Here is a 22,366-nt window from a genome sequence, read left to right as displayed (position 1 = left end):
TTACAGGCCAAGCATAGCCAGTTGCTGGGTGCTGCCCTTGTGCTGAATCAGACGCGGGTCGTCCAGCGGGAAGCTGCGTCCCAGTTCGGTTTCGAGAATAGTCTGCAACTTGTGGTTATCGACCTTGCCGTCGGCGCCGATGGCTTCCTTGAGTTTTTCCGGGGCCACTTGGGTGGTCTTGCCGGGCTCGAAGTAAATCGCGCCAGTGGCGAAGTCCACGGCAAACGCGATCAGGCCGGGAATGATGTAGAACAGCAGGCCCACGGCATCGAGCGCGGCGATGGCCGGGTCGATCTTACCGTCGATCTGACCACGACGGTCAGGGTAGAAAATCGATCCGCAAGCAGTCACTTGCGTCAGCAACGTCGCGACCAATACACCGCCAATCAAGCGAAAGGGAACACGCATATGAAATCTCCTGAGTCATCTGGAAAACGAAGCGTCGTCGATATGAATTAGGACAGCAACGAGCGACAAGCAGTTCGCCGTTATACTCGCCGCGGCAGGGCGTGCCCACAGTAAATTGCGGCCGCGTCTCACCCCCACTGGAATAGTTGAGGATTGATGTTGTTTTTTCCAGATCGACAACGAGTAACGGCTGATGGACGATGTTAGAGGTTTGTAACACGATTATTGCACAGTAACATTGCTCCTGTTACTGTGCGGAAATTGTGTTATTGGACGCCGAAGTGAAAACCAGCAGGCAAGAAATCAAAGATTACTTCGAATCGATTTTTGGGATTAAGCCCGAGATCAGGCGCTGGGCGAAGACTAAAGGATTGCCCTTCTACCTCTTGGACGAATACGCCTTCGACGTCGTGACGCTCTTTGATCGCCAATGCCTCGTACTGCTTGCTCACGAACCCTTCGAAAACGCCGCGAAGGTCCGTAAACACATCGACGCTCTGAAAAAAATGCTGGATCAGCCGATCCTCTATGCAACCGGCGCACTCAAATCATACGAGCGCAAACGCCTCATCGAGTCCGGGGTTCAGTTTGTTGTGCCTGGCAATCAACTCTTCGCCCCACAGCTTGGAATGGATCTGCGTGAGTTTTATCGCAGCAGGCAAGCCGATAAAGAAGCCATGAGCCCAGCAAGCCAGGCATTGCTGATCGCAGCCATCATCCGGGGATGGGATGAGGATTATATCTTTCGAGGTGCAGACCTGGTTGATGGAGACCCGTACTCCAAAATGACGACGTCCAGGGCGATGAAAGAATTTCAGTCGTTCGGACTAATAGAGCCGGCCTCTAATGAAAAGTCACCTCGCTGGCACTTTATCGCAGCGCCTAAAACCATCTGGGAAAAAGCCCTGCCGGTGATGCAGAACCCGGTGAAGCGTGTGGTTTATTCTGATTGGCACCCTCAGCTACAGCGAGCTGCTGGTCTGTCTGCGCTCAGTAAAGTTTCCATGCTTGGGGAGCCGTCGATACCCGTTATCGCGTTCACCAAAGAAGGGTGGGACGCGGAGGTCCAGCGCTCGGGCCGCACAGAAGTCGGCCAATTCAATGACCCGGTCTTTGAAGTCGAAATCTGGAGTTACTCTCCTGATCACATTATTGGCAAAACCTGTGTTCCAGTGTCGAGAGAAAGTGTGGACCCCCTGTCTCTCTATCTCAGCTTAAGAGACGACGTTGACGACAGAGTCCAGATTAGCCTTGATGAAATGATGGAGAAGATCGAATGGTAAAAGGATTGGATACCTTTCGTGGAGCCTTTGCCGGCCATGCGGATCGATATGTGCTGATCGGCGGCGTTGCAGCCAGCCTGGCCCTTGAAGAAGCAGGCATCGAATTCCGGGCGACCCGTGATCTGGATATCGTTCTCATCATCGAAGCTTTGGATGACGTGTTCGGTGCCGAATTCTGGGAGTTCGTAAGGCGTGGAGGTTACACGGAACGTCAGGCACTTGATGGGCCGACACGGCGCTACAGATTCGGCAATCCCACCGATGACAGCTACCCCGTACTTTTGGAGTTATTCTCAAGGGCACCTGAAGGCTTATCACTGCCAGAAGGTGCTCATCTGACTCCTGTGCCTGTAGACGGAGAAATCTCCGATCTGTCTGCAATTCTGCTCGACGAGGCTTACTACGCGTTCATCGTAACGGGTCGCAACGACACTGAGGATCTTTCCTATATTGGTGTAGACCGACTGATCCCGCTTAAAGCACAGGCTTGGACTAACCTCAGCCGCCCGGAGTGCGAAGAACCGAACGCTGGCCGCAAGAGCAATAAGCACCTGAAGGACATTGTTGTTCTGTCTCGCCTTCTTTCAGTTGATCCCGAATTTGATCTGCCCGAAAGCATCGCTCAGGATCTGCGGCAATTTCTGGACGTCATGCCCGCGCTGGAAGTCGACATGAGAGCCATCGGGCTACGTGGAGTTACTATGAGTGAAGTGGCGGGGCGCATACGGAGCGCATTCAAAATCTAGTTTCTGAATACCTGGCTGCATTGGGCCGGGTGCTTCGCCGTTATACTTCCCGGCTTGTCTGGGAGCCAGCATGATTTCTTTGCCGATTGATGAAGTTTTACCCGCCCTGCGTGAAGCCTTGGCTACACGCCACGAAGCCGTGCTCGAAGCACCGCCCGGCGCCGGTAAAACCACCCGCGTGCCGTTGGCCTTGCTCAACGAACCCTGGCTGGCCGGGCAGACCATTCTGATGCTCGAACCGCGCCGGTTGGCGGCGCGGGCGGCGGCGGAGCGCTTGGCCAGTGAGCTGGGCGAGAAGGTCGGCGAAACCGTTGGTTATCGCATTCGGCTCGACAGCAAAGTCGGCCCCAACACCCGTATCGAAGTGGTCACCGAAGGAATCCTCACCCGGCGTTTGCAGGACGATCCGGCGCTCGAAGGCGTTGGCCTGCTGATCTTCGATGAATTCCATGAGCGCAGCCTCGACGCCGACCTGGCGTTGGCCTTGAGCCTGAATGGCCGTGAGCTGTTTCGTGACGATCAACCGCTGAAAATCCTCCTGATGTCGGCAACCCTTGAAGGCGAACGCCTGGCCGGGTTGCTGGATGACGCGCCGATCCTGCGCAGCGAAGGCCGCATGTACCCGGTGGCGATGCGCTGGGGCCGACCGTTCCAGCCCGGTGAATTCATCGAGCCACGTCTGGTACAGACCATCCTTGAAGCCTTGAATGATGAAACTGGCAGCGTGCTGGTGTTTCTGCCGGGGCAGGCGGAAATCCGTCGGGTGCATCAGCAACTCGCCGATGCGCTGGGCGCGAGCACGCAGGTGTTGCTCTGCCCATTGCACGGTGAACTGGACCTGGCCGCGCAACGCGCCGCGATCGACCCGGCGCCGGCAGGCTTTCGCAAAGTGGTGCTGGCCACCAACATCGCCGAGACCAGTCTGACCATCGACGGCGTGCGCGTGGTGATCGATGCCGGGTTGGCGCGAGTGCCGCGGTTCGATCCCGGTAGCGGCATGACCCGCCTCGACACCCAACGTATTTCTCGCGCCAGCGCCACTCAGCGTGCGGGTCGGGCAGGGCGCTTGGAGCCGGGCGTGTGTTATCGGTTGTGGTCGCAGGATCAGCACGAACAATTGGCGGCCTACGCCAGCGCGGAAATCCTTTCGGCTGACCTCGCCGGCCTGGCATTGCAGCTCGGTCGCTGGGGCGTTACGCCGGGACAGTTGGTTTGGCTCGACGTACCGCCCGCGGCGGCTTATGCACAGGCTCAAGATCTGCTGGAGCGCTTGGGTGCATTGGACGGTGAAGCATTGACCCGGCACGGTCAGGCCATGGCCGAACTGCCGGCTCATCCGCGCATCGCGCATTTGTTGTTGCGCGGTCAGGCGCTCGGCTTGGCAGAGATGGCGTGCGATGTTGCAGCATTGCTCGGTGAACGGGATATTTTGCGTGGCGCCGGAGCGGATCTGCACAGCCGATTGGTGTTGTTGTCCGGCGAAGAGCGGGCCGCACGCGGCGCTCAGGGTGGCGTGCAAAGGGCTCGGCAATTGGCGCGGCAGTACCGCGGTTACCTGCGGGGTAAAGCGTCGGAGCCGGTCAGCGATCCGGATCATCCGCGTTGGCTCGGTGCGTTGTTGGCACTGGCCTATCCGGATCGCGTCGCTCAACAGCGAAGGGCCGGTGGTGCGGAATATCGCTTGGCCAACGGTCGTGCAGCGCTGTTCGCCGAAGCCGACAGTTTGATGAAGCAGCCGTGGCTGGTGATCGCCGACCTCGGCAGTCGTCAGGGCCAGCGTGAAGAACGCATTTATCTGGCGGCGGATTTCGATCCGGCGTTGTTCGATTCGGTGCTGGCCGAACAGGTGCGCTGCGTCGATCAACTGGATTGGGATGAGCGCGAAGGCGTGTTGCGGGCCGAGCGTCAGCGCAAGGTTGGTGAATTGATCCTCAGCCGCGAACCGCTGACCGGCCTCGATGAAACGGCCCGCAGTCAGGCGCTGGTCAATCTGGTGCGACGCAAAGGTCTGGAGCTGTTGCCGTGGACGCCAGAACTGCGTCAATGGCAGGCGCGGGTGGCGTTGTTGCGGCAGCTGGACCTCGGCAGTAAGGAGCAGAGTGAATGGCCGGATGTCAGCGATGCTGCGTTGCTCAAAAGCCTCGAACAGTGGCTGATGCCGTATCTGGGGAGAGTTTCGCGGCTCAGCCATTTCGCCAATCTGGACCTGTCGAGCATTGTTCATAACCTGTTGCCATGGCCGCTGCCGCAACGGCTCGATAAGCTGGCGCCGCATCATTTGAGCGTGCCGTCGGGATCGTCGATTCGTCTGGATTACAGCGAGCAGCCGCCGATTCTGGCGGTGCGGTTGCAGGAGCTGTTCGGTCTGGCCGAGACCCCGCGGATTGCCGGTGGCCGGCAGGTGGTCAAACTGCATTTGCTGTCCCCGGCGCGACGGCCGGTGCAGGTGACCCAGGACCTGGCAAACTTCTGGCGCAGCACGTATGCCGAGGTGAAGAAGGATTTGAAGGGTCGGTATCCGAAGCATTACTGGCCGGATGATCCGCTGGTGGCCGAGGCAACCGCGCGGATCAAACCCCGCAAAAGCTGAAGACCAAAAGATCGCAGCCTCGTTTCACTCGACAGCTCCTACAAGGGATATGCGGTACATGTAGGAGCTGTCGAGTGAAACGAGGCTGCGATCTTCTGACGTTGATGTTCAAGAGGCGGCCTTGGCGGTCAGTTGCTCCCGGCAATAATCCGCAAACAACTGCGCCGGTTTGGTCAGTTGCCCGCGCTTGAGCCACGCCGCCACCAGCCCTGAGCCGGTGACGTCTTCGACGATGTCCACGCACACCACTTTCTGGCCGTCATAGGTGCATTCCGAATGCGGCCGGGTGACCAGGATCGAGAAACCGAACCCTTGCCCGACCATCCCCCGCACCATCTCGATCGACGGTGAGCTGAAGGCAATGTTCGGCGTCAGACCCAACTCTTCGAACAAGCTGACGAAGTAGGTCCGGCTCGGTTGCACGTCCAGCAGAATCATCGGCTCCAGGCACAGATCGCGCAGCGACACTTGCTTGAGCTGAGCAAAGCGATGATCCGCCGGCAACAACGCATAAGGGCGCTGCGCCGGCATCAGCGGTTCGGTCTGGATGGTGGCGTCGAGGTCGTGTTCGTACAGGATCGCCAGGTCGAAGGTGCCCGACGTCAGGCCTTGCACCAGCTCTTGCTGCTCGCCGTCGCGGATGCGGATTTTCACCCCCGGGTACAGCGCCGAGAACCCGGCAATCAACTGCGGCAGGTACAGCGGAGCGACCGTTTCGAAGCAACCAATATCGATTTGCCCGGCCACCACGTCGTTGTCGGCGAGGGCGTTCTGTTCGAACTCCTTGGCCATGCGCAACAGGTCTTGGGCCTTGCGATAAAAGCGCGCGCCGCTGGGGGTCAAGGACACGCCTTGGGCGTGATGACGGATCAGCAGTTGCACGCCGAAGCTGTCCTCCAGGCCTTTGATCGCCGTGGAGATCGCCGGCTGGGCGATGTACAGCTTGCGCGAAGCCTCGGCGACACTGCCGCAATCAACGGTGGTGATGAAGTATTTCAATTGACGCAGGTTGTAGGCAGCCACGGCGAACCTCGGGGTGGATGGACTCGACATCCAGGCAATTTTTGCGCCGACTGCATCCGTTCTGACGACGGTGTTGTTATGCCTGAACAATAACCACATACCGCGCCACCGGGGAGATAGGCTGCCCAGTTTTTTCATGGTCTTCGAAGATATTTTTACTATTTTTACTGGACACGGGCCTGGGCCACCATCCAGACACAAGAAAAGTCCATGGAGCATCTGAACGTGTTCGAGCTTGCATATTGGCAAAACAAAGCTGCCGCGCTGCGGTTACCCGACCAGGCCGTCATCGACGGCAAACCCCGCTCGGCACAGTCGGGCCAGACTTTCGCAGCGATCAATCCGGCCACCGGCCAGTGTCTGGCAAATGTGACTGCGTGCGGCGATGAAGAGGTGAACGCCGCGGTAAGCAATGCGCGGCAAGTGTTCGAGGCCGGTACCTGGTCGGCGCGATCACCGGGCGAGCGCAAGCAAGTGCTGCTGCGCCTCGCCGACCTGATCATGGCCCACCGCGAAGAACTGGCGCTGCTCGACTCGCTGAACATGGGCAAACCGGTGATGGACGCCTACAACATCGACGTCCCGGGCGCCGCTGGGGTGTTTCGCTGGTACGCCGAAAGCCTCGACAAACTCTACGACCAGATCGCCCCCAGTGCGCAAAACGTGCTGGCAACCATCACCCGAGAAGCGCTGGGCGTGGTCGCTGCAGTGGTGCCGTGGAATTTCCCGTTGGACATGGCCGCCTGGAAACTCGCACCCGCGCTGGCGGCGGGCAATTCGGTGATCCTCAAACCCGCCGAGCAATCACCGTTTTCCGCGTTGCGTCTGGCCGAGCTGGCGCTGGAAGCCGGCCTGCCAGCTGGCGTGCTGAACGTGCTGCCGGGGCTCGGCGAGCAGACCGGCAAAGCCCTCGGTTTGCACCCGGATGTCGATTGCCTGGTGTTCACCGGCTCCACCGAAGTGGGCAAGTATTTCATGCAGTACTCCGCGCAATCGAACCTGAAACAGGTGTGGCTGGAGTGCGGCGGCAAGAGCGCCAATCTGGTGTTCGCCGATTGCCAGGACCTCGATCTGGCGGCGCAGAAAGCCGCGTTCGGGATCTTCTTCAATCAGGGGGAAGTGTGCTCGGCCAACTCGCGGTTGCTGGTGGAGCGTTCGATCCATGATGAGTTCGTCGAGCGCCTCAAGGCGCAGGCCGAATGCTGGCAGCCGGGTGATCCGCTGGACCCGTCGAGCCGCGCCGGGGCGATTGTCGACAGCCGTCAGACCGCGCGCATCATGAAGTTCATTCAGCAGGCCGAACGCCAGGGCGCGACGAAAGTGTGCGGTGGTCTGCAGTCGATTTCCAACGGTTCCGACAACTTCATTCAGCCGACCATTTTCACCAACGTGAGCCCGGACATGCCGCTGTTTCGCGATGAAGTGTTCGGCCCGGTGCTGGCTGTCACGGCGTTCGATGACGAGGCTCACGCCTTGCAACTGGCCAACGACAGCGTCTACGGATTGGCGGCCTCGCTGTGGACCGATGATCTCAATCGCGCCCACCGCGTGGCGCGGCAGTTGCGAGCAGGCACGGTGTCGGTCAACAGCGTCGATGCGCTGGACGTGACCGTGCCTTTTGGCGGCGGTAAACAATCCGGTTTCGGCCGCGACCTGTCGCTGCATTCATTCGATAAATACACGCAGTTGAAAACCACCTGGTTTCAGCTGCGCTCATAACAGCCGCTAATTACAAAACGGAGAACTGGCGATGACCACACCACGTGAAACCCGCGACTACCAGGCCGCCGACGCTGCGCACCACATCCACGCGTTCGTCGATCAAAAGGCACTCAACGACGAAGGGCCCCGGGTGATGGTCCGTGGTGAGCGCCTGCACCTGTGGGACAACGATGGTCGGCGTTACCTCGACGGCATGTCCGGGCTGTGGTGCACCAACCTCGGTTACGGCCGCAAGGACCTGGCGGCTGCAGCGACCCGACAGCTTGAGCAATTGCCGTACTACAACATGTTTTTCCACACCACCCACCCGCAGGTGATCGAGCTCTCAGAGCTGCTGTTCAGCCTGTTGCCGGGGCACTACAGCCACGCGATCTACACCAACTCCGGCTCCGAAGCCAACGAGGTGCTGATCCGCACCGTGCGCCGTTACTGGACGATCCTCGGCAAGCCCGAGAAGAAAATCATGATCGGTCGCTGGAACGGATACCACGGCTCGACCCTGGCGGCGACGGCGCTCGGTGGCATGAAGTTCATGCACGAAATGGGCGGCATGCTCCCCGACATCGAACACATCGATGAACCGTACTTCTTCGCCCACGAGGGCAACCTGACCCCGGCTGAATTTGGCCTGCGGGCGGCGCAGCAGCTGGAAGCGAAGATTCTCGAACTGGGTGCGGACAAGGTCGCCGGGTTTATCGCCGAACCGTTCCAGGGCGCTGGCGGGATGATCTTTCCGCCAGAGAGTTACTGGCCGGAGATTCAACGAATCTGCCGTAAGTACGACGTGCTGTTGTGCGCCGATGAAGTGATCGGTGGCTTTGGTCGTACCGGTGAATGGTTCGCCCACGAGCACTTCGGTTTCGAGCCGGACACCTTGTCCATCGCCAAGGGTTTGACCTCGGGTTACATCCCCATGGGCGGATTGATTCTGTCCAAGAAAATGGCTCAGGTATTGGTGGAGCAGGGCGGGGTGTTTGCTCACGGCTTGACCTATTCCGGGCACCCGGTGGCAGCGGCGGTGGCCATCGCCAACCTCAAGGCCTTGCGTGATGAAGGGGTGGTGGCGCGGGTCAAGGATGACATCGGTCCCTACCTGCAACAGTGCTTGCGCGAGGTGTTCGGCAATCACCCGTTGGTGGGCGATATTCAGGGTGTCGGCATGGTTGCGGCGCTGCAGTTGGCGGAGGGCAAAACCAGTCGCAAGCGTTTTGCCAATGAGAACGACATTGCCTGGCGTTGCCGCACGATCGGCTTCGAAGAAGGGGTGATTATTCGCTCGACGCTGGGGCGGATGATCATGGCGCCGGCGTTGATTGCCAGTCGCGAAGAGGTTGATGAGTTGGTCGGCAAGACCCTCAAGGCAGTCGATCGCACGGCGCAGGAATACGGCCGACTCTGACACCATCTGATCGTTCCCACGCTCTGCGTGGGAATGCCTCAATGGACGCTCTGCGTCCGCTTTGGGACGCGGAGCGTCCCGGGCTGCATTCCCACACGGAGCGTGGGAACGATCATCGTCGCACCTTTTGCACCCACCCCGGGCATCCCTGCCCACGGCGCCCTTTCGCAGTGCACGCTACCCAGTTTTTTCATCACTCCCATCGACATATTTCCTAATTTTCCTAATCCCCGTCTTGGGCCAACATCGACCTCGCCAGTCAGCCAAACGCTGACCACCGAAAGGTCCATCAGAGACCTCAGGTTGCTTCTGCTCCAAGGCCACTGGCCGTACTGCCCATGACAAAACTAAATCAACAGCTTTGGGAGTGCTCCATGATCAAGTCCTTGCTTACCCGCTTCGCTCATCCACTGGCGGTCACCGCCATCGCCGCCACGGTCGCCACCAGCGCCCAGGCCGGCACTCTGTCCATCGGCCACACCACGTGGGTCGGATATGGCACGCTCTACCTGGCCCGGGATCTGGGCTACTTCAAGGAAAACGGTTTGACCGTCGAATTGCCCGTCGTCGAAGAGGCTTCGATGTACATGGCTGCGCAAGCCTCGGGAGAGTTGTCGGGCTCGGCGTCGACCATCGACGAAGTGCTCAAGTACCGCCCGCAATTCTGTTTCAAGGCGGTGGCCGCCCTCGACGACAGCCACGGTGGCGACGGCGTGCTGGTGGGCAAGGAGGTCAAAAGCCTGCAAGAACTGAAGGGCAAAGCCGTGGCGGTGAACGAAGGTTCGACCTCGCAGTTCTGGCTGTCGTACTTGCTGAAAAAACACGGCATGAAAATGAGCGACATCACCGTGCAGAACATGACCGCCGACGATGCCGCCACCGCGTTCATCGCCGGTCGCGTGCCGGCCGCCGTGACCTGGGAGCCGCATCTGTCGATGGTCCGCAACAAGCAACAAGGCAAGGTGCTGATCGACAGCAGCAGCACGCCGGGAGTGATTGTCGATGTGGTCGCGCTCAATTGCACCGTCATCGAGAAACAACCGGAGGACGTCAAGGCATTGGTGGCCGGTCTGTACAAAGCGGTCCAGTACACCAAGGACCATCCAGAAGAAGCCTACAAAATCATGGCCAAAGGTGTCGGCGGTTACCTGGCCGATCCGAAGGAACTGGCCGCTGCCGCGCAAGGCGTGCGCTTCTACGATCAGGCCATGAGCGAAAAACTCTTTGGTTCGCCGGGCAAACCGGGTGACAGCGAGCCGCTGATCAAACTGGCCAACGAGACCGCCAGTGAATTGCAGGGCAAACCCTACAACGTCAGCAATGACGACTTGATCGACAACCGCTTCGTCAGCCCGCTCTAGGAGGTTTGCATGTTCAAGCGCAATTCATGGCTGAGCCGCTGCATCACGCCAAAGACCGGTCTGCCGGTTTCGGTGATTTGGAGCGCGAGCGGTCTGGCCTGGGTGTTGTTGATCGGCCTGTGGGCCGGATTGTCTTACGGCGGCGTGGTGCCGGGCATGTTCTTACCGACACCGGGCGCGGTGGTCGAGGCCGCCGTGCGCCTGAGCCGCGACGGCACCCTCGGCCTGCATGTATGGGCCAGCCTCGAAGTGGTGATGGTCGGTTTCATCGTCTCGTCGCTGGTGGCGGTGCCGCTGGGGTTGCTGATGGGCAGCTTTCGCATCGTCCAGGCGTTCCTTGAGCCAATGGTGAATTTCATTCGCTACCTGCCGGTAACTTCGTTCGTGCCGTTGTTCATTCTGTGGATCGGCATCGGTCTGGAGCAGCGGGTCTCGGTGATCATCTTCGGCGTGTTTTTCCAGCAACTGGTGATGATCGCGGACGTGTCCAAAGGTATCTCCAAGGACCTGATCAACGCGTCTTACACCTTGGGTTCGAACCGCCGCGATGCGGTGCTGCATGTGATCGCCCCGGCGTCGTTGCCGGGTGTGCTCGACACCTTGCGCGTGACGATGGGCTGGGCCTGGACTTACCTGGTGGTCGCCGAGTTGGTCGCGGCGTCCAGCGGCCTGGGTTACCTGAGCCTTAAAGCCATGCGCGGCTTTCAAGTGGATGTGATCTTTCTGGCCATCGCGATCATCGGCCTGTTGGGCCTGGTCACCGATCAACTGTTCCGTTTCCTACGTCTGAGGATCACCGCATGGGCTCAGTAAGCGCCGTCAACCCGCGTTTCATCACGCCACAGGCGGCCCCGGTGCACGCCGCGCCACGGCTGCAAGTGGACAAGGTCAGCCTGCGTTATCAGAAACCTGACGGCGGCATGTTCACAGCGCTGGAGCAGGTGTCATTCGAAGTGCCGGATCAACAATTCGCCGTGCTGGTCGGGCCTTCGGGCTGCGGCAAGTCGAGTTTGCTGTATCTCACGGCTGGTCTGAATGAGCCCACGGAAGGCGAAATCTACGTCGGCGGCCAGCAAGTGCTGGGCCCGGGCGCGGATCGCGGCATGGTGTTCCAGAGCTATACGCTGTTCCCCTGGCTGACCGTGCGCCAGAACGTCGAGTTCGGCCTCAAGCGTCGCGGCATGGCAGCCGCCCAGCGCAAGGACATCGTCGACTACTACGTCAACGAAGTGGGTCTGACCGGGTTCGCCGATAACTACGCCAAGCAGCTTTCCGGCGGCATGATGCAGCGCGTCGCCATTGCCCGGGCGCTGGCCAACGATCCACAAATCCTGCTGATGGACGAGCCCTTCGGCGCACTCGACAGCCAGACGCGCCTGCAAATGCAGCAGCTGTTGTTGCGGGTCTGGGGCAACAGCAAGAAGACTGTGTTGTTCGTGACCCACGATATCGACGAGGCGATTCTGCTGGGTGACCGGGTCTACATGATGGGGGCCAGGCCTGGGCGCATCAAGCAGATTCTGGACGTGCCGATCGAGCGCCCACGCACCCTGGACATGGTCATGGAGCGTTCGTTCATCGACATGAAGCGCAAGATCTTCGGGTTGTTGCACGATGAGCTGGAGGAGGAGCATTGATTCAGCCCTAGGGCGCCGCAGGCAAGAGGAACCTTGCGATCACTGGCAAGTGATCGGAAATGCGCAAGGTGTCGTCCTGCCTCACCATCGCCTCGACCCGTTTGATCCGCGGACTGTAGAACAGGTAGTCGACCGTCCGGTCCGGGCCGTTCAAGCCCGGATCGTTCGGGTAGTGGGTCAGCCACCGCGCCCGATCGATGCCGCTGGCTTCGTTGTTGGTCGGGATCATCGGGTATTTGTCCCACAGCACATGCAGCGCGCTGTCGGCGGAGTAGGGCGTGCGTTGCTCATTGGGCAGGCGTTGATATTGCCCCAGCGGCAACAGGTTGAAGTCCCCGCCGATCAACCACGGCGTGCCGCGGCTTTCGAACTTGTCGAGGACTTTGGCCACGGCCGTCACCTGGGCTTGCAGCGTTTCGTCGGGCTGGGTAACGCGGTCCAGATGGGTGTTGAGCACCGCTACCTGACCGCCGTCACTCAGCGGCAGATAGGTGACCAACAAGGCGTTTTTCGGTTTGAACTGGCGGGTGACGAAGTTGGCCGGCGCGACCGGTAATTGAAGGCGTTCGGCGTGCTTGATCTGATAGCGGCTGAGGGTGGCCAGTTGCCGGCCGACGCTGCCGAAAATGTGCGACTCAGGCACGAAATCGGCTTTCCAGTCGAAGGCGTGAGCGCCGCACGGATAAAGGTCCGCGACCCGCTCCTGAAGCAGCTTGAACTGGCTTTGATAATCACTGGCCTTGGCGCCGTCATCCAGCTCCTGCAACAGCACGACATCCGGTTGCTCGTCACGGATCACCCGCGCCACTTCATCGAGGCTGAAGGCCATGTCATCGGGCGTAGGTTTTTCGTCATTGCCGGCCGCCAGGTCATTCCAGAATACGTAGCGTTTTCCCGCCAGGTACTGGACGTTCCAGGTCATCACCTTCAGCGCCTGACCGGGCACCAGCGTCGGTGCCTGGGCGTTGCAACTGACCGGTAATGCTTCCTTGGCTTCGGGACGCCAGGTCAGGTTGTAGATCAGCAAGGCCATCAGGCCGGTCATAATCAACAGGCCCAGCAGGGTGTAGCGCAGTAGACGGGTCATGGCTCGGCTTATAGCGTTACAAAAGTTGACCCCGAGCATAACCGACAGTCGGGGTTAAGCCCACGGGTCGAGCGGTCAGAGCGGCCCGTCAATTTTCTCGGGCACATCGCTGATCAGCATGAACAAGCGGAACAGCACCACGCTGGTGAACAGTTGCAGGAAGCTGTGAGCACTGTCGATCAGCAGGGAAAACACCGGGTTCTGCGGCTCCGGGTAAACCGCCAAGGTTGCGCCCTTGAGTAGCCACAACGGGGCCATTACGCACAAAATGCACACCAGAATGCGCAGGAAGTGGCCGCGGGTCAGGCGCAGGCTTTCCTTCATCGCCGCCAGCGGGGCCAGGCCGCGCAGCACCAGCAGGTACTCGCCGAACGCCAGGGTCACCATCAGCCAGATGCCCGGCAGGAAATACAGCGACAGGCCGATCAGGATCAGCAGGGTATTGAGGGCGGTGAGCAGGGCGAAGCGTGGCCACAGGGTCGCGGACATTGCCAGCAGGTCGCGATTGCGCGGCGATTCGCCACGGCTGCGGGCATCGAGAAACAGGATCAGCGCGCCGGTGTACAGCGGATAAACCAGCAAGCCGACCATCACGCTGATACCAGGAAAACTGTCCGGCTCGGTGGAGTGGTCGACCACCAGTTGCAACAGCGCCTCGAAGATCACCAGCGGCAGGCACAGCCGAACGATCTGGCCCAGATTGCGTTTGAAGAAATACAGAGAGTCACGCAGTACATCGAACGAATTCATCAGTCGGTATCGCAGGTTGGAAGCAGTGGCACACTTTAACCGATGAAGCGCTTTGGGGCGCAAACGTAAACGTTCGGTAAAGACCATTGAAACATCCTGCATCAACCTCCATTAGAGGGGTGTCCCTTATTTACAGTGGATAGGGCAGATATTCCCGGCAATCTACGAGGTCGCCATGAACAGCGAAGAACAAACCCTGATCGATGGACTGTTTTCCCGGCTGCAACAGGCCGAAACGGACTCAGCCCCGCGCGACGCCCAGGCCGAGGCGCGGATCAAGGAACACCTGACTCGCCAGCCAGCGGCAGGCTATTTCATGACCCAGGCGATTCTGGTGCAAGAGGCTGCCATCAAGAGCCTCGACGAACAGAACAAGCAGCTCGCCCAGCAAGTCCAGCAATTGCAGGCCGAACTGCAGCAGGCCAAAGTTCAGCCGGCTGCTCCGGCAACCAGCGGCGGCGGTTTTCTATCGAGCATATTCGGTGGCGGCTCCCGTGATTCGCAGCCTGCGCCAACCCAAAACCCACCCGCATCGAGCGGTGGCGGTTGGCGTGAACCGGCGCGACCGTCGTTCAACTCGCAGCCGCCACAACAGAACTTCGGCTCAGCGCCTCCTCAGCAGAATTATGGCCAGCAACAGCCTGCCGGCAGCAGTTTCCTCGGTGGTGCGCTGAAAACCGCAGCCGGTGTGGCCGGTGGCGTGATGCTGGCGCAAGGCATCAGCAGCCTGTTCCATCACAATCAGCAGCCGGAAGTGGCTGAAGTCACGAAGGAAGAACCGGCTCAGGTCAACGATCAGAGCGACAGCGGCAATGGCGGAGGCGATGATCAGCGCGTGGCTGACAACAACGCCAACGATCAGGGCGGCTTTACCGACGCCGACTATAGCGATGACAGCTCATCGTTCTTCGGCGGCGACGACGATTCCTTCATCTGACACGCCATTCGTCCGGAGCGCTACGGCGCTTCGGGCCGATTATTCGCGGAACAATCCTTCGGGCTGGCATACTGGACGACTTTTCGGGCCTGGTGCCTGATCCTGCCTGCCCGCCAAGAGAGGATGCACGGTGAAAAAAATCGCAGTGTTCGCCGATGTCCAGAACCTCTACTACACCGTGCGTCAGGCTTATGGTTGCCACTTCAACTATGCCGCCCTGTGGGCTGACATCAGCAAACAGGGGCAGATCGTCGAGGCCTATGCCTACGCGATCGATCGCGGCGACAGCAAACAGCAGCAATTCCAGCAGATCCTGCGCAACCTCGGTTTCATTGTGAAGCTCAAACCTTACATCCAGCGCAGCGATGGCTCGGCCAAAGGCGACTGGGACGTGGGCATCACCCTCGATATCATGGACGCCGCCGATCATGTCGACGAAGTGGTGCTGGCCTCCGGTGACGGTGATTTCGACATGCTGCTGGAGCGCATCATCACTAAACACGGGGTGCAAGCTGTGGCCTACGGCGTGCCGGGCCTGACGGCCAACTCGCTGATCCGCGCCGCCAGCCGCTACGTGCCGATCGAAGGCGCGTTGCTGCTCAAGAATTGATTTTTACGGAGTTGAAACAGGTTTGGAACGCATAGCAGTCATCGACTTTGAAACCACCGGGATCTCCCCGAGCAGCAGCTGCCGGGCCACGGAAATTGCCGTGGTGATCCTTGAACAGGGGCGCATCGTCGAGCGTTACCAGAGCCTGATGAATGCCGGCGTGCGCGTCCCGGCCTTTATCGAACAACTCACCGGCATCAGCAACGCCATGCTGCGCACCGCGCCGTCGGCCGAGCAGGTGATGAACGAAGTCAACGAGTTCGTCGGCATCACACCGCTGCTGGCGCACAACGCCGCGTTCGACCAGAAGTTCTGGGACTTTGAGCTCGGCCGCATCAAGCGCACACGCTTGCAGAACTTTGCCTGCTCGCTGCTACTCGCCCGCCGTTTGATGCCCGCCGCGCCGAACCACAAACTTGGCACCCTCACCACGTACGCCAGCCTGCCCAACACAGGTAAAGCTCACCGGGCCATGGCCGATGCCGAGATGGCGGCCAACCTGACGGCGCACCTCGCGCAGGAACTGCGGCACAAGCATGGGTTGCGCGAGTTGTCGCATGATCTGCTGGTCAGCTTGCAGAAAGTGCCGGCGGCGAAGATCAATGAGCATCTCAAGCGGCATCGCGGGTTCTGACTGAAACACCGCAAATCCCCTGACCCCCTGTAGGAGCTGTCGAGTGAAACGAGGCTGCGATCTTTTGATCTTGATCCTTAAAGTCAGAGTCAAAAGATCGCAGCCTCGTTTCACTCGACAGCTCCTACAGGAGAGTTATTTGCCATTCCCTTCCAGTTGCCCCAACGGCACGCGCTTCTCGATGGCGCTCGACAACACGATCGACGTCTTGCTGAACCCGAACTTGGCAATCTGGTTGATCAATTCTTCCAGCTCCGGCATCGATCCCACCGCAGCCTGCATGATCACGCACGGATCACCCGTCACCCGGTGGCATTCGGTCAGTTGTGGGATTTTGACCAGATCATCGTAGGCCTTCTGGTTGCCATGCTGGTTCAGGCGCAGTTCGATGACGCACTGGATCGGCAATCCAAGCTTGGCCATGTCGACTTTCGCCTGGTACCCGGTAATGACCCCACAGGCTTCGAGTTTGGCCACGCGCTCGGCCACGGCCGGGGCGGACAGGTTCACTTTGCGCGCCAGGTCGGCGTAGGACGCACGACCGTTTTCCAGCAGGGCGCTGAGGAGCATGCGGTCGTATTTATCCATTGTGGTATTCCTGAAAAATGACTGACTTTCGAAAGCACGGTTTATAACGGCAATCTCCGTGTTTTGAAAAGTGTACCGGCGCTATAAACAGGTTTTGTAACTTATTTTACGCCGCTGGCCTTTCTAGAATAGCTGTTCACTTGTCTTGCCTACGAGCTGCCTCATGCCTGGCCTACGCCGTTTTCCCTTGCCGTTGATCGCTGCTTTTTTCGCGTTGTACGTGATTTGGGGCTCGACCTACCTGGTGATTCGCATCGGTGTGGAGTACTGGCCGCCGTTGCTGCTCGCCGGTACTCGTTTCGTGATCGCCGGGACGTTGATGTACGCCTTTCTGCGTTGGCGCGGGGCGCCGGCACCGACCTGGGCGCAGTGGAAAGCCGCCGGGATTATCGGGATCTTGCTGCTGACGTGCGGCAACGGTGCGGTCAGTGTCGCCGAGCACACGGGTGTCGCTTCCGGCGTTGCCGCGCTGGCGGTGGCGACAGTGCCGCTGTTTACCTTGCTCTGCGGATATTTCTGGGGCGCGCGTAATACCCGTCTCGAATGGGCCGGGATTATGCTCGGGCTGATCGGCATTGCCATGCTCAACCTCGGCTCCAACTTGCAATCGAGCCCGCTGGGCGCCGCCTTGCTGATATTCGCGGCAGCGTCCTGGGCCTTCGGTTCAGTCTGGAGCAAACATTTGCCGCTGCCACAAGGCGCGATGGCCAGTGCCGTGCAAATGCTGGTGGGCGGCGTGGCGTTGTTGATCGGCAGTGCGCTGAGCGGTGAACATCTGGAAAGCATGCCGCCGATTGAAGGCTGGGCAGCCTTGGCCTACCTGACGGTCTTCGGTTCGATCATCGCTTTCAACGCCTACATGTACCTGTTGAAAAACGTGCGTCCGGCGGCGGCCACCAGTTATGCCTACGTCAACCCGGCGGTGGCGGTGTTGCTGGGGATCGTGTTTGTTGGCGAGACCATTGGTATTGAAGAAGGGCTGGCGATGCTGGTGATCATCAGTGCCGTAGTGTTGATCGGGTTGCCGCAGTGGCGTCGAGCTCCTCTTCAACCTGCCGTAGCAGTGCCGACAGAATCCCGTGTGAATTAGGGTAAACTGCGCGCCATTGCATCTCGTTTTGCACACTTGTTTTGAAAAACCCGCGCTGAATTTTCCTACGGTAATCCCATGACTTTCGCCTCCCTTGGCCTGATCGAACCCTTGCTGCGCTCTCTCGAGACGCTCGGCTACCAGACTCCTACGCCGGTTCAGGCGCAAGCCATTCCGGCGGTGCTGGCTGGTCGCGACCTGATGGCCGCCGCGCAGACCGGCACCGGCAAGACCGCCGGTTTCGCGCTGCCGCTGCTGCAGTTGCTGGCCATGGAAGGGCCGAAAGTTGCCTCCAACTCGGTGCGCGCGCTGATCCTGGTGCCGACCCGCGAACTGGCAGAACAGGTTCACGAAGCCGTGCGTCAGTACGCCGAGAATCTGCCGTTGAGCACTTACGCGGTGTACGGCGGCGTCAGCATCAACCCGCAAATGATGAAGCTGCGCAAAGGTGTCGACGTGCTGGTGGCGACCCCGGGTCGTTTGCTCGACCTGTATCGCCAGAAGGCCCTCAAGTTCAATCAGCTGCAAACCCTGATTCTTGACGAAGCCGACCGCATGCTCGATCTGGGTTTTTCCGAGGAGCTGGGGAACATTTACCGTGTGCTGCCGAAGCAACGTCAGACGCTGTTGTTTTCCGCGACCTTCTCCGACGCGATCCGTTTGCTGGCCGGACAAATGCTCAACGATCCGTTGAGTATCGAAGTCAGCCCGCGCAACGTCGCTGCCAACACCGTCAAACAATGGGTTGTGGTGGTGGACAAGAAGCGCAAGCCGGAGCTGTTCATCCATTTGCTGCGCAAGGGCAAGTGGAAGCAGGTGCTGGTGTTCGCCAAGACCCGCAATGGCGTGGACGCGCTGGTGGAAAAACTCCAGGGCCTGGGTATCAACGCCGACGGCATCCACGGCGACAAACCGCAGGCCACCCGTCAGCGTGCGCTGGACCGGTTCAAGGCCAGTGAAGTGCAGATTCTTGTGGCCACCGACGTCGCGGCCCGTGGTCTGGATATCGAAGATTTGCCATTGGTGGTCAACTTCGACCTGCCGATCGTGGCTGAGGACTACATCCATCGGATCGGCCGTACCGGTCGCGCGGGTGCAACCGGGCAGGCTATATCGCTGGTTTGCGCCGATGAAGTGAATCTGCTGTCGGCCATCGAGACGTTGACCCGTCAGACATTGCCTCGCCAGATGGAGCATGACTTCGAGCCTGAGCACCGGGTGCCGGATACCGATGCCAGCGGTCAGGTGGTCAAGAAGCCGAAAAAACCGAAGAAGCCAAAGACGTCCGGTGGCGGCAAACGCAATCTGGGCAAGTGGGTTGAGAGTGGTGATGCTTCGGCGCCGGAACCTTCGATCAAGCCTGTGCGCAAGGTGCCAGTGTTTAATACTGGGCCGCGTAAGAAGAAGCCTTGATTCTCTGCGGCGTCTGTTAAGCCCTCATCGTCGGAATGCCGCCCGGAGCTTGCTCGCGATGGGCGCGCCTCGGTCTTCAGTCCTTGTGCTTCAACCACTCCACCATCCCCAACCCCGCCGCTCTACCACTGGCGAAACACGCCGTCAGCAAATACCCCCCCGTCGGCGCTTCCCAGTCCAGCATTTCCCCCGCGCAGAACACGCCAGGCAGTTGCTTGAGCATCAATCGTTCATCCATCGATTCGAACATCACGCCACCGGCGCTGCTGATGGCTTCGTCCAGCGGACGGGCTTTCACCAACGTCAGTGGCAACGCCTTGATCGCTTTGGCCAGCAGCGCCGGATCAGCGAAGCATTCGGCCGGAGTGAGTTCGCGCAGCAACGCCGCTTTCACACCCTCGATCCCGAGCTGGCTGTGCAAATGTTTCGACATGGAACGAGACCCACGCGGTTTGCTCAGCGCAACCTGCACTTTATCCACAGGCCTGCCCGGTAACAGGTCGAGGTGAAGGGTCGCCGAGCTGTGCTGATTGATGGCTTCGCGGATCGGCGCCGACAAGGCGTAGATCAAACTGCCTTCAATCCCGGTCGCCGTGATCACACATTCGCCGAGCCGTGGGACGTCGTCATTGAGGCCAATGGCGATGTTTTTCAGTGGTGCGCCGGCGAATTTGCTGACCATCAACTCGCTCCAGGCCTGCACCTCGAAGCCGCAATTACTCGGTTGCAGCGGCGCAAGTCCTACGCCGCGTTGTTCCAGTGGCAGCATCCAGGCGCCGTCCGAACCGAGGCGCGACCAGCTGCCGCCGCCGAGGGCCAGCAAGGTTGCGTCGGGTCGAACGGTTTTTTCGCCCTCGGGGCTGTCGATGCGCAATTCTCCGCTGTCATTCCAACCAAGCCAGCGGTGGCGGGTGTGGATAACTACGCCGCTGTCACGCAGACGTTTGAGCCATGCACGCAACAGGGGAGCGGCTTTCATGTCTGTAGGAAAAACTCGGCCGGAGCTGCCGACAAAGGTTTCAATGCCCAGGTCATGAATCCATTGGCATAGCGCATCGGCGCCGAAGGACCTTAGCAGCGGCGCAATCTGCGGCGCGCGTTCGGCGTAGCGCGAGAGAAACGCCGGATAAGCTTCGGAATGGGTGATGTTCATGCCGCCGACACCGGCCAGCAGGAATTTTCGCCCAACTGAAGGCATGCCGTCGTACAGGTCGACCTTGATCCCGGCCTGGCTCAGCACTTCAGCCGCCATCAAACCGGCGGGGCCGCCGCCGATGATTGCGACGTGAGAAGTGGAGGAAGGCGAGGGCTGGGTCATGGCTAGAGCTGCGGCGTGGCGGAATAAGCCGCGCATTCTACCAGCACGAATCATTGTGGGAGTTGTTGAAGAAGCTGATCAAAAAACAATCACCCCTTTGCAGGCTATAGGCAGCATGGCCTGTAGGACCTTTCACTCAGGTTATCCACAGGCAGTTCCACAGGCATTGTGGGTAAACACCCACACCTCAATGACAACCTGATGACTGCCAGACCCGCTGCGCACTGTGATGGAGGATTCCATGACGGCGCGCCAACGCCTTGCGGTCCTTGCTGTAGCCGCCGCCGATCACGCCGACCACCGGAATATCGCGGCCCAGACAATGACGCATCACACTTTCATCGCGAGCGGCGACGCCTTCGTCTGTCAGCTTCAGGTAGCCGAGCGCGTCATCTTTATGCACATCGACGCCGGCGTCATACAGCACCAGGTCAGGTTGGTAGAGCGGCAGCAAATAATTGAGCGCATCGTCCACCACCTTCAGGTAGTCGGCATCGCCCATCCCCATGGGCAGTGGAATGTCCCAGTCACTTTCGGCCTTGCGTGCAGGAAAATTCTTTTCGCAGTGCAGGGAAACGGTCACCGCGTCCGGGGTGTTGTGCAGAATCCGTGCAGTCCCGTCGCCCTGATGCACATCGCAGTCGAAGATCAACACCCGATTCACACGGCCGCTTTCCAGCAAGAAATGGCTGATCACTGCCAGGTCATTGAAGATGCAAAACCCGGCAGGATGGTCGTAGTGAGCGTGATGGGTGCCACCCGCCAAGTGACAGGCCAAGCCATGTTCCAGCGCCTGCTCGGCGGCCAGAAGCGAGCCGCCAACTGCCCGCACCGTGCGCCGGGCCAAGGCTTCGCTCCACGGCAGACCGAGGCGCCGCTGGTCTTCGCGGGACAATTCGCCGCTCATATAGCGTTCGATATACGCAGAGTCATGAGCGAGGGCGAGAATCTCTGGCGGGCAGAGGTCGGGGCGCAGCAGGTCGGCGTCCCGGGTCAGGCCACTGTCCACCAGGTGATCGCGCAGCAGGCGAAACTTGTCCATGGGGAAGCGGTGATCCGCCGGGAACTCGGGACTGTAGTCTTCGTGGTAGATCAGGGGCAGTGGCATGACGAATTCAGTTCGGAATGAAGGAAGGATCCTACCAGCGATGTAGACTTGCGGCATGGATACGGGGGGCACGATGGAGCCGATACTGGAACTCGAGAGCGCGCGACTGCTGTTACGGCAGTGGCGCGATGAGGATTTGCCGGAGTTTGCGGCGATGTGCGCCGATCCACAGGTGATGCGATATTTTCCGGTGCCCTTGAGTCGACTGGAAAGTGCTTCGCTGATCGGACGGATTCGTGGCCATTTTGCCGAGCATGGCTTCGGACTCTGGGCGCTGGAGCGCAAGGATACCGGGGCATTTATCGGGTTTACCGGGCTCGGAGTGGTCGCTTTCGACGCGCCTTTCACCCCGGCCACCGAAATCGGCTGGCGTCTGGCCCGCGAGCACTGGGGCCTTGGCTACGCCAGTGAAGCGGCGTGGACCGCTCTGCGCTGCGGGTTTGACCGGTTGCCGCTGAAAGAAGTCGTGTCCTTCACCAGCGAAACCAACCTGCCGTCGCAGAAAGTCATGCAGGCGATCGGCATGCACCATGATTCAGCCGATGACTTCGAACATCCGAAGCTCGCGGTCGATCATCCCCTGCGTCACCATGTGCTGTACCGCATCACTCGTGAACAATGGCTGCAAACCTTGCATGGATAAGCCGGCACGGACGTTTACA

21 protein-coding genes are annotated in these 22,366 nt (G+C 59.9%); 14 read left to right on the top strand and 7 right to left on the bottom strand.

Going from position 1 to position 22,366, the window contains the following annotated elements; genetic code table 11:
- Positions 1–408 (bottom strand): polyribonucleotide nucleotidyltransferase, encoded by a 408-nt coding sequence (locus ACYZTU_RS25310; RefSeq protein WP_461966405.1) that lies wholly within the window; start codon positions 406–408, stop codon positions 1–3.
- 269 nt (positions 409–677) lie between these two features.
- Between ACYZTU_RS25310 and ACYZTU_RS25305 the strand changes: the two genes are divergently transcribed.
- The 3 genes from ACYZTU_RS25305 to hrpB all read left to right on the top strand — a co-directional run bounded on the left by ACYZTU_RS25305 (position 678) and on the right by hrpB (position 5,027).
- Positions 678–1,691, top strand: coding sequence for a hypothetical protein (locus tag ACYZTU_RS25305; protein ID WP_461966403.1), 1,014 nt, complete (start codon positions 678–680; stop codon positions 1,689–1,691).
- Entirely contained in the window at positions 1,685–2,437 is a 753-nt protein-coding gene (locus ACYZTU_RS25300; protein WP_461966401.1) for a nucleotidyl transferase AbiEii/AbiGii toxin family protein, read from the top strand. The genes ACYZTU_RS25305 and ACYZTU_RS25300 overlap by 7 nt, the downstream gene beginning before the upstream one ends.
- Positions 2,438–2,507: 70 nt before the next feature.
- Positions 2,508–5,027 carry an ATP-dependent helicase HrpB gene (gene hrpB, locus ACYZTU_RS25295; protein ID WP_461966399.1) on the top strand — a complete coding sequence of 840 codons (2,520 nt, stop codon included), beginning with the start codon at positions 2,508–2,510 and terminating at the stop codon, positions 5,025–5,027.
- A 108-nt stretch (positions 5,028–5,135) separates the two neighbouring features.
- Here the strand turns inward: hrpB and ACYZTU_RS25290 are convergent, their stop codons facing one another.
- Positions 5,136–6,050, bottom strand: coding sequence for a LysR substrate-binding domain-containing protein (locus tag ACYZTU_RS25290; protein ID WP_461966397.1), 915 nt, complete (start codon positions 6,048–6,050; stop codon positions 5,136–5,138).
- 225 nt (positions 6,051–6,275) lie between these two features.
- On the opposite strand from ACYZTU_RS25290, the gene ACYZTU_RS25285 reads away from it, so the two are divergent.
- The 5 genes from ACYZTU_RS25285 (at position 6,276) to ACYZTU_RS25265 (ending at position 12,169) form a co-directional block, all read left to right on the top strand.
- Positions 6,276–7,769, top strand: a complete 1,494-nt coding sequence (locus ACYZTU_RS25285) for an aldehyde dehydrogenase (protein ID WP_461966395.1) — start codon at positions 6,276–6,278, stop codon at positions 7,767–7,769.
- A 31-nt stretch (positions 7,770–7,800) separates the two neighbouring features.
- Positions 7,801–9,171: an aspartate aminotransferase family protein gene (locus ACYZTU_RS25280; protein ID WP_461966393.1), complete on the top strand. Its 1,371-nt coding sequence runs from the start codon at positions 7,801–7,803 to the stop codon at positions 9,169–9,171.
- Between the two features lie 374 nt (positions 9,172–9,545).
- Positions 9,546–10,532 (top strand): ABC transporter substrate-binding protein, encoded by a 987-nt coding sequence (locus ACYZTU_RS25275; RefSeq protein WP_461966391.1) that lies wholly within the window; start codon positions 9,546–9,548, stop codon positions 10,530–10,532.
- Between the two features lie 9 nt (positions 10,533–10,541).
- Entirely contained in the window at positions 10,542–11,345 is an 804-nt protein-coding gene (locus ACYZTU_RS25270; protein ID WP_461966389.1) for an ABC transporter permease, read from the top strand.
- Entirely contained in the window at positions 11,333–12,169 is an 837-nt protein-coding gene (locus tag ACYZTU_RS25265) for an ABC transporter ATP-binding protein (RefSeq protein ID WP_461966387.1), read from the top strand. The genes ACYZTU_RS25270 and ACYZTU_RS25265 overlap by 13 nt, the downstream gene beginning before the upstream one ends.
- A 7-nt stretch (positions 12,170–12,176) precedes the next feature.
- Here ACYZTU_RS25265 and ACYZTU_RS25260 read toward each other — a convergent pair whose 3' ends face one another.
- The gene (locus tag ACYZTU_RS25260) at positions 12,177–13,256 is read right to left on the bottom strand and encodes an endonuclease/exonuclease/phosphatase family protein (RefSeq protein WP_461966385.1); all 1,080 of its coding nucleotides are present in this window, start codon (positions 13,254–13,256) and stop codon (positions 12,177–12,179) included.
- Between the two features lie 75 nt (positions 13,257–13,331).
- Positions 13,332–14,006, bottom strand: a complete 675-nt coding sequence (locus ACYZTU_RS25255; RefSeq protein WP_449645750.1) for a YciC family protein — start codon at positions 14,004–14,006, stop codon at positions 13,332–13,334.
- 175 nt (positions 14,007–14,181) lie between these two features.
- Between ACYZTU_RS25255 and ACYZTU_RS25250 the strand changes: the two genes are divergently transcribed.
- The 3 genes from ACYZTU_RS25250 to ACYZTU_RS25240 all read left to right on the top strand — a co-directional run bounded on the left by ACYZTU_RS25250 (position 14,182) and on the right by ACYZTU_RS25240 (position 16,187).
- Positions 14,182–14,943 (top strand): DUF2076 domain-containing protein, encoded by a 762-nt coding sequence (locus ACYZTU_RS25250; protein ID WP_461966383.1) that lies wholly within the window; start codon positions 14,182–14,184, stop codon positions 14,941–14,943.
- 130 nt (positions 14,944–15,073) lie between these two features.
- The gene (locus ACYZTU_RS25245; RefSeq protein ID WP_461966381.1) at positions 15,074–15,553 is read left to right on the top strand and encodes a LabA-like NYN domain-containing protein; all 480 of its coding nucleotides are present in this window, start codon (positions 15,074–15,076) and stop codon (positions 15,551–15,553) included.
- 22 nt (positions 15,554–15,575) lie between these two features.
- The gene (locus tag ACYZTU_RS25240; protein ID WP_461966379.1) at positions 15,576–16,187 is read left to right on the top strand and encodes a 3'-5' exonuclease; all 612 of its coding nucleotides are present in this window, start codon (positions 15,576–15,578) and stop codon (positions 16,185–16,187) included.
- A 135-nt stretch (positions 16,188–16,322) separates the two neighbouring features.
- Here the strand turns inward: ACYZTU_RS25240 and ACYZTU_RS25235 are convergent, their stop codons facing one another.
- Positions 16,323–16,775, bottom strand: a complete 453-nt coding sequence (locus ACYZTU_RS25235) for an Lrp/AsnC family transcriptional regulator (protein WP_461966377.1) — start codon at positions 16,773–16,775, stop codon at positions 16,323–16,325.
- A gap of 163 nt (positions 16,776–16,938) precedes the next feature.
- Between ACYZTU_RS25235 and yedA the strand changes: the two genes are divergently transcribed.
- Both yedA and ACYZTU_RS25225 read left to right on the top strand, forming a co-directional pair.
- A complete protein-coding gene (gene yedA, locus ACYZTU_RS25230) occupies positions 16,939–17,865 on the top strand; it encodes a drug/metabolite exporter YedA (protein ID WP_461966375.1) in 927 nt (308 codons plus the stop codon).
- A 78-nt stretch (positions 17,866–17,943) separates the two neighbouring features.
- A complete protein-coding gene (locus ACYZTU_RS25225; protein WP_461966373.1) occupies positions 17,944–19,278 on the top strand; it encodes a DEAD/DEAH box helicase in 1,335 nt (444 codons plus the stop codon).
- A 76-nt stretch (positions 19,279–19,354) separates the two neighbouring features.
- Here ACYZTU_RS25225 and ACYZTU_RS25220 read toward each other — a convergent pair whose 3' ends face one another.
- Positions 19,355–20,596 (bottom strand): TIGR03862 family flavoprotein, encoded by a 1,242-nt coding sequence (locus ACYZTU_RS25220; protein ID WP_461966371.1) that lies wholly within the window; start codon positions 20,594–20,596, stop codon positions 19,355–19,357.
- A gap of 187 nt (positions 20,597–20,783) precedes the next feature.
- The gene (locus ACYZTU_RS25215) at positions 20,784–21,704 is read right to left on the bottom strand and encodes a histone deacetylase family protein (protein WP_461966369.1); all 921 of its coding nucleotides are present in this window, start codon (positions 21,702–21,704) and stop codon (positions 20,784–20,786) included.
- Positions 21,705–21,777: 73 nt separating this feature from the next.
- Here ACYZTU_RS25215 and ACYZTU_RS25210 point away from each other — a divergent pair, with 73 nt between their 5' ends.
- A complete protein-coding gene (locus ACYZTU_RS25210; RefSeq protein WP_461966367.1) occupies positions 21,778–22,347 on the top strand; it encodes a GNAT family N-acetyltransferase in 570 nt (189 codons plus the stop codon).
- The last annotated feature ends 19 nt before the right edge of the window (positions 22,348–22,366 follow it).

The sequence above is a fragment of the Pseudomonas sp. HLT2-19-2 genome (assembly GCF_054898005.1).
This window is presented reverse-complemented; position numbering and strand designations above follow the sequence as displayed.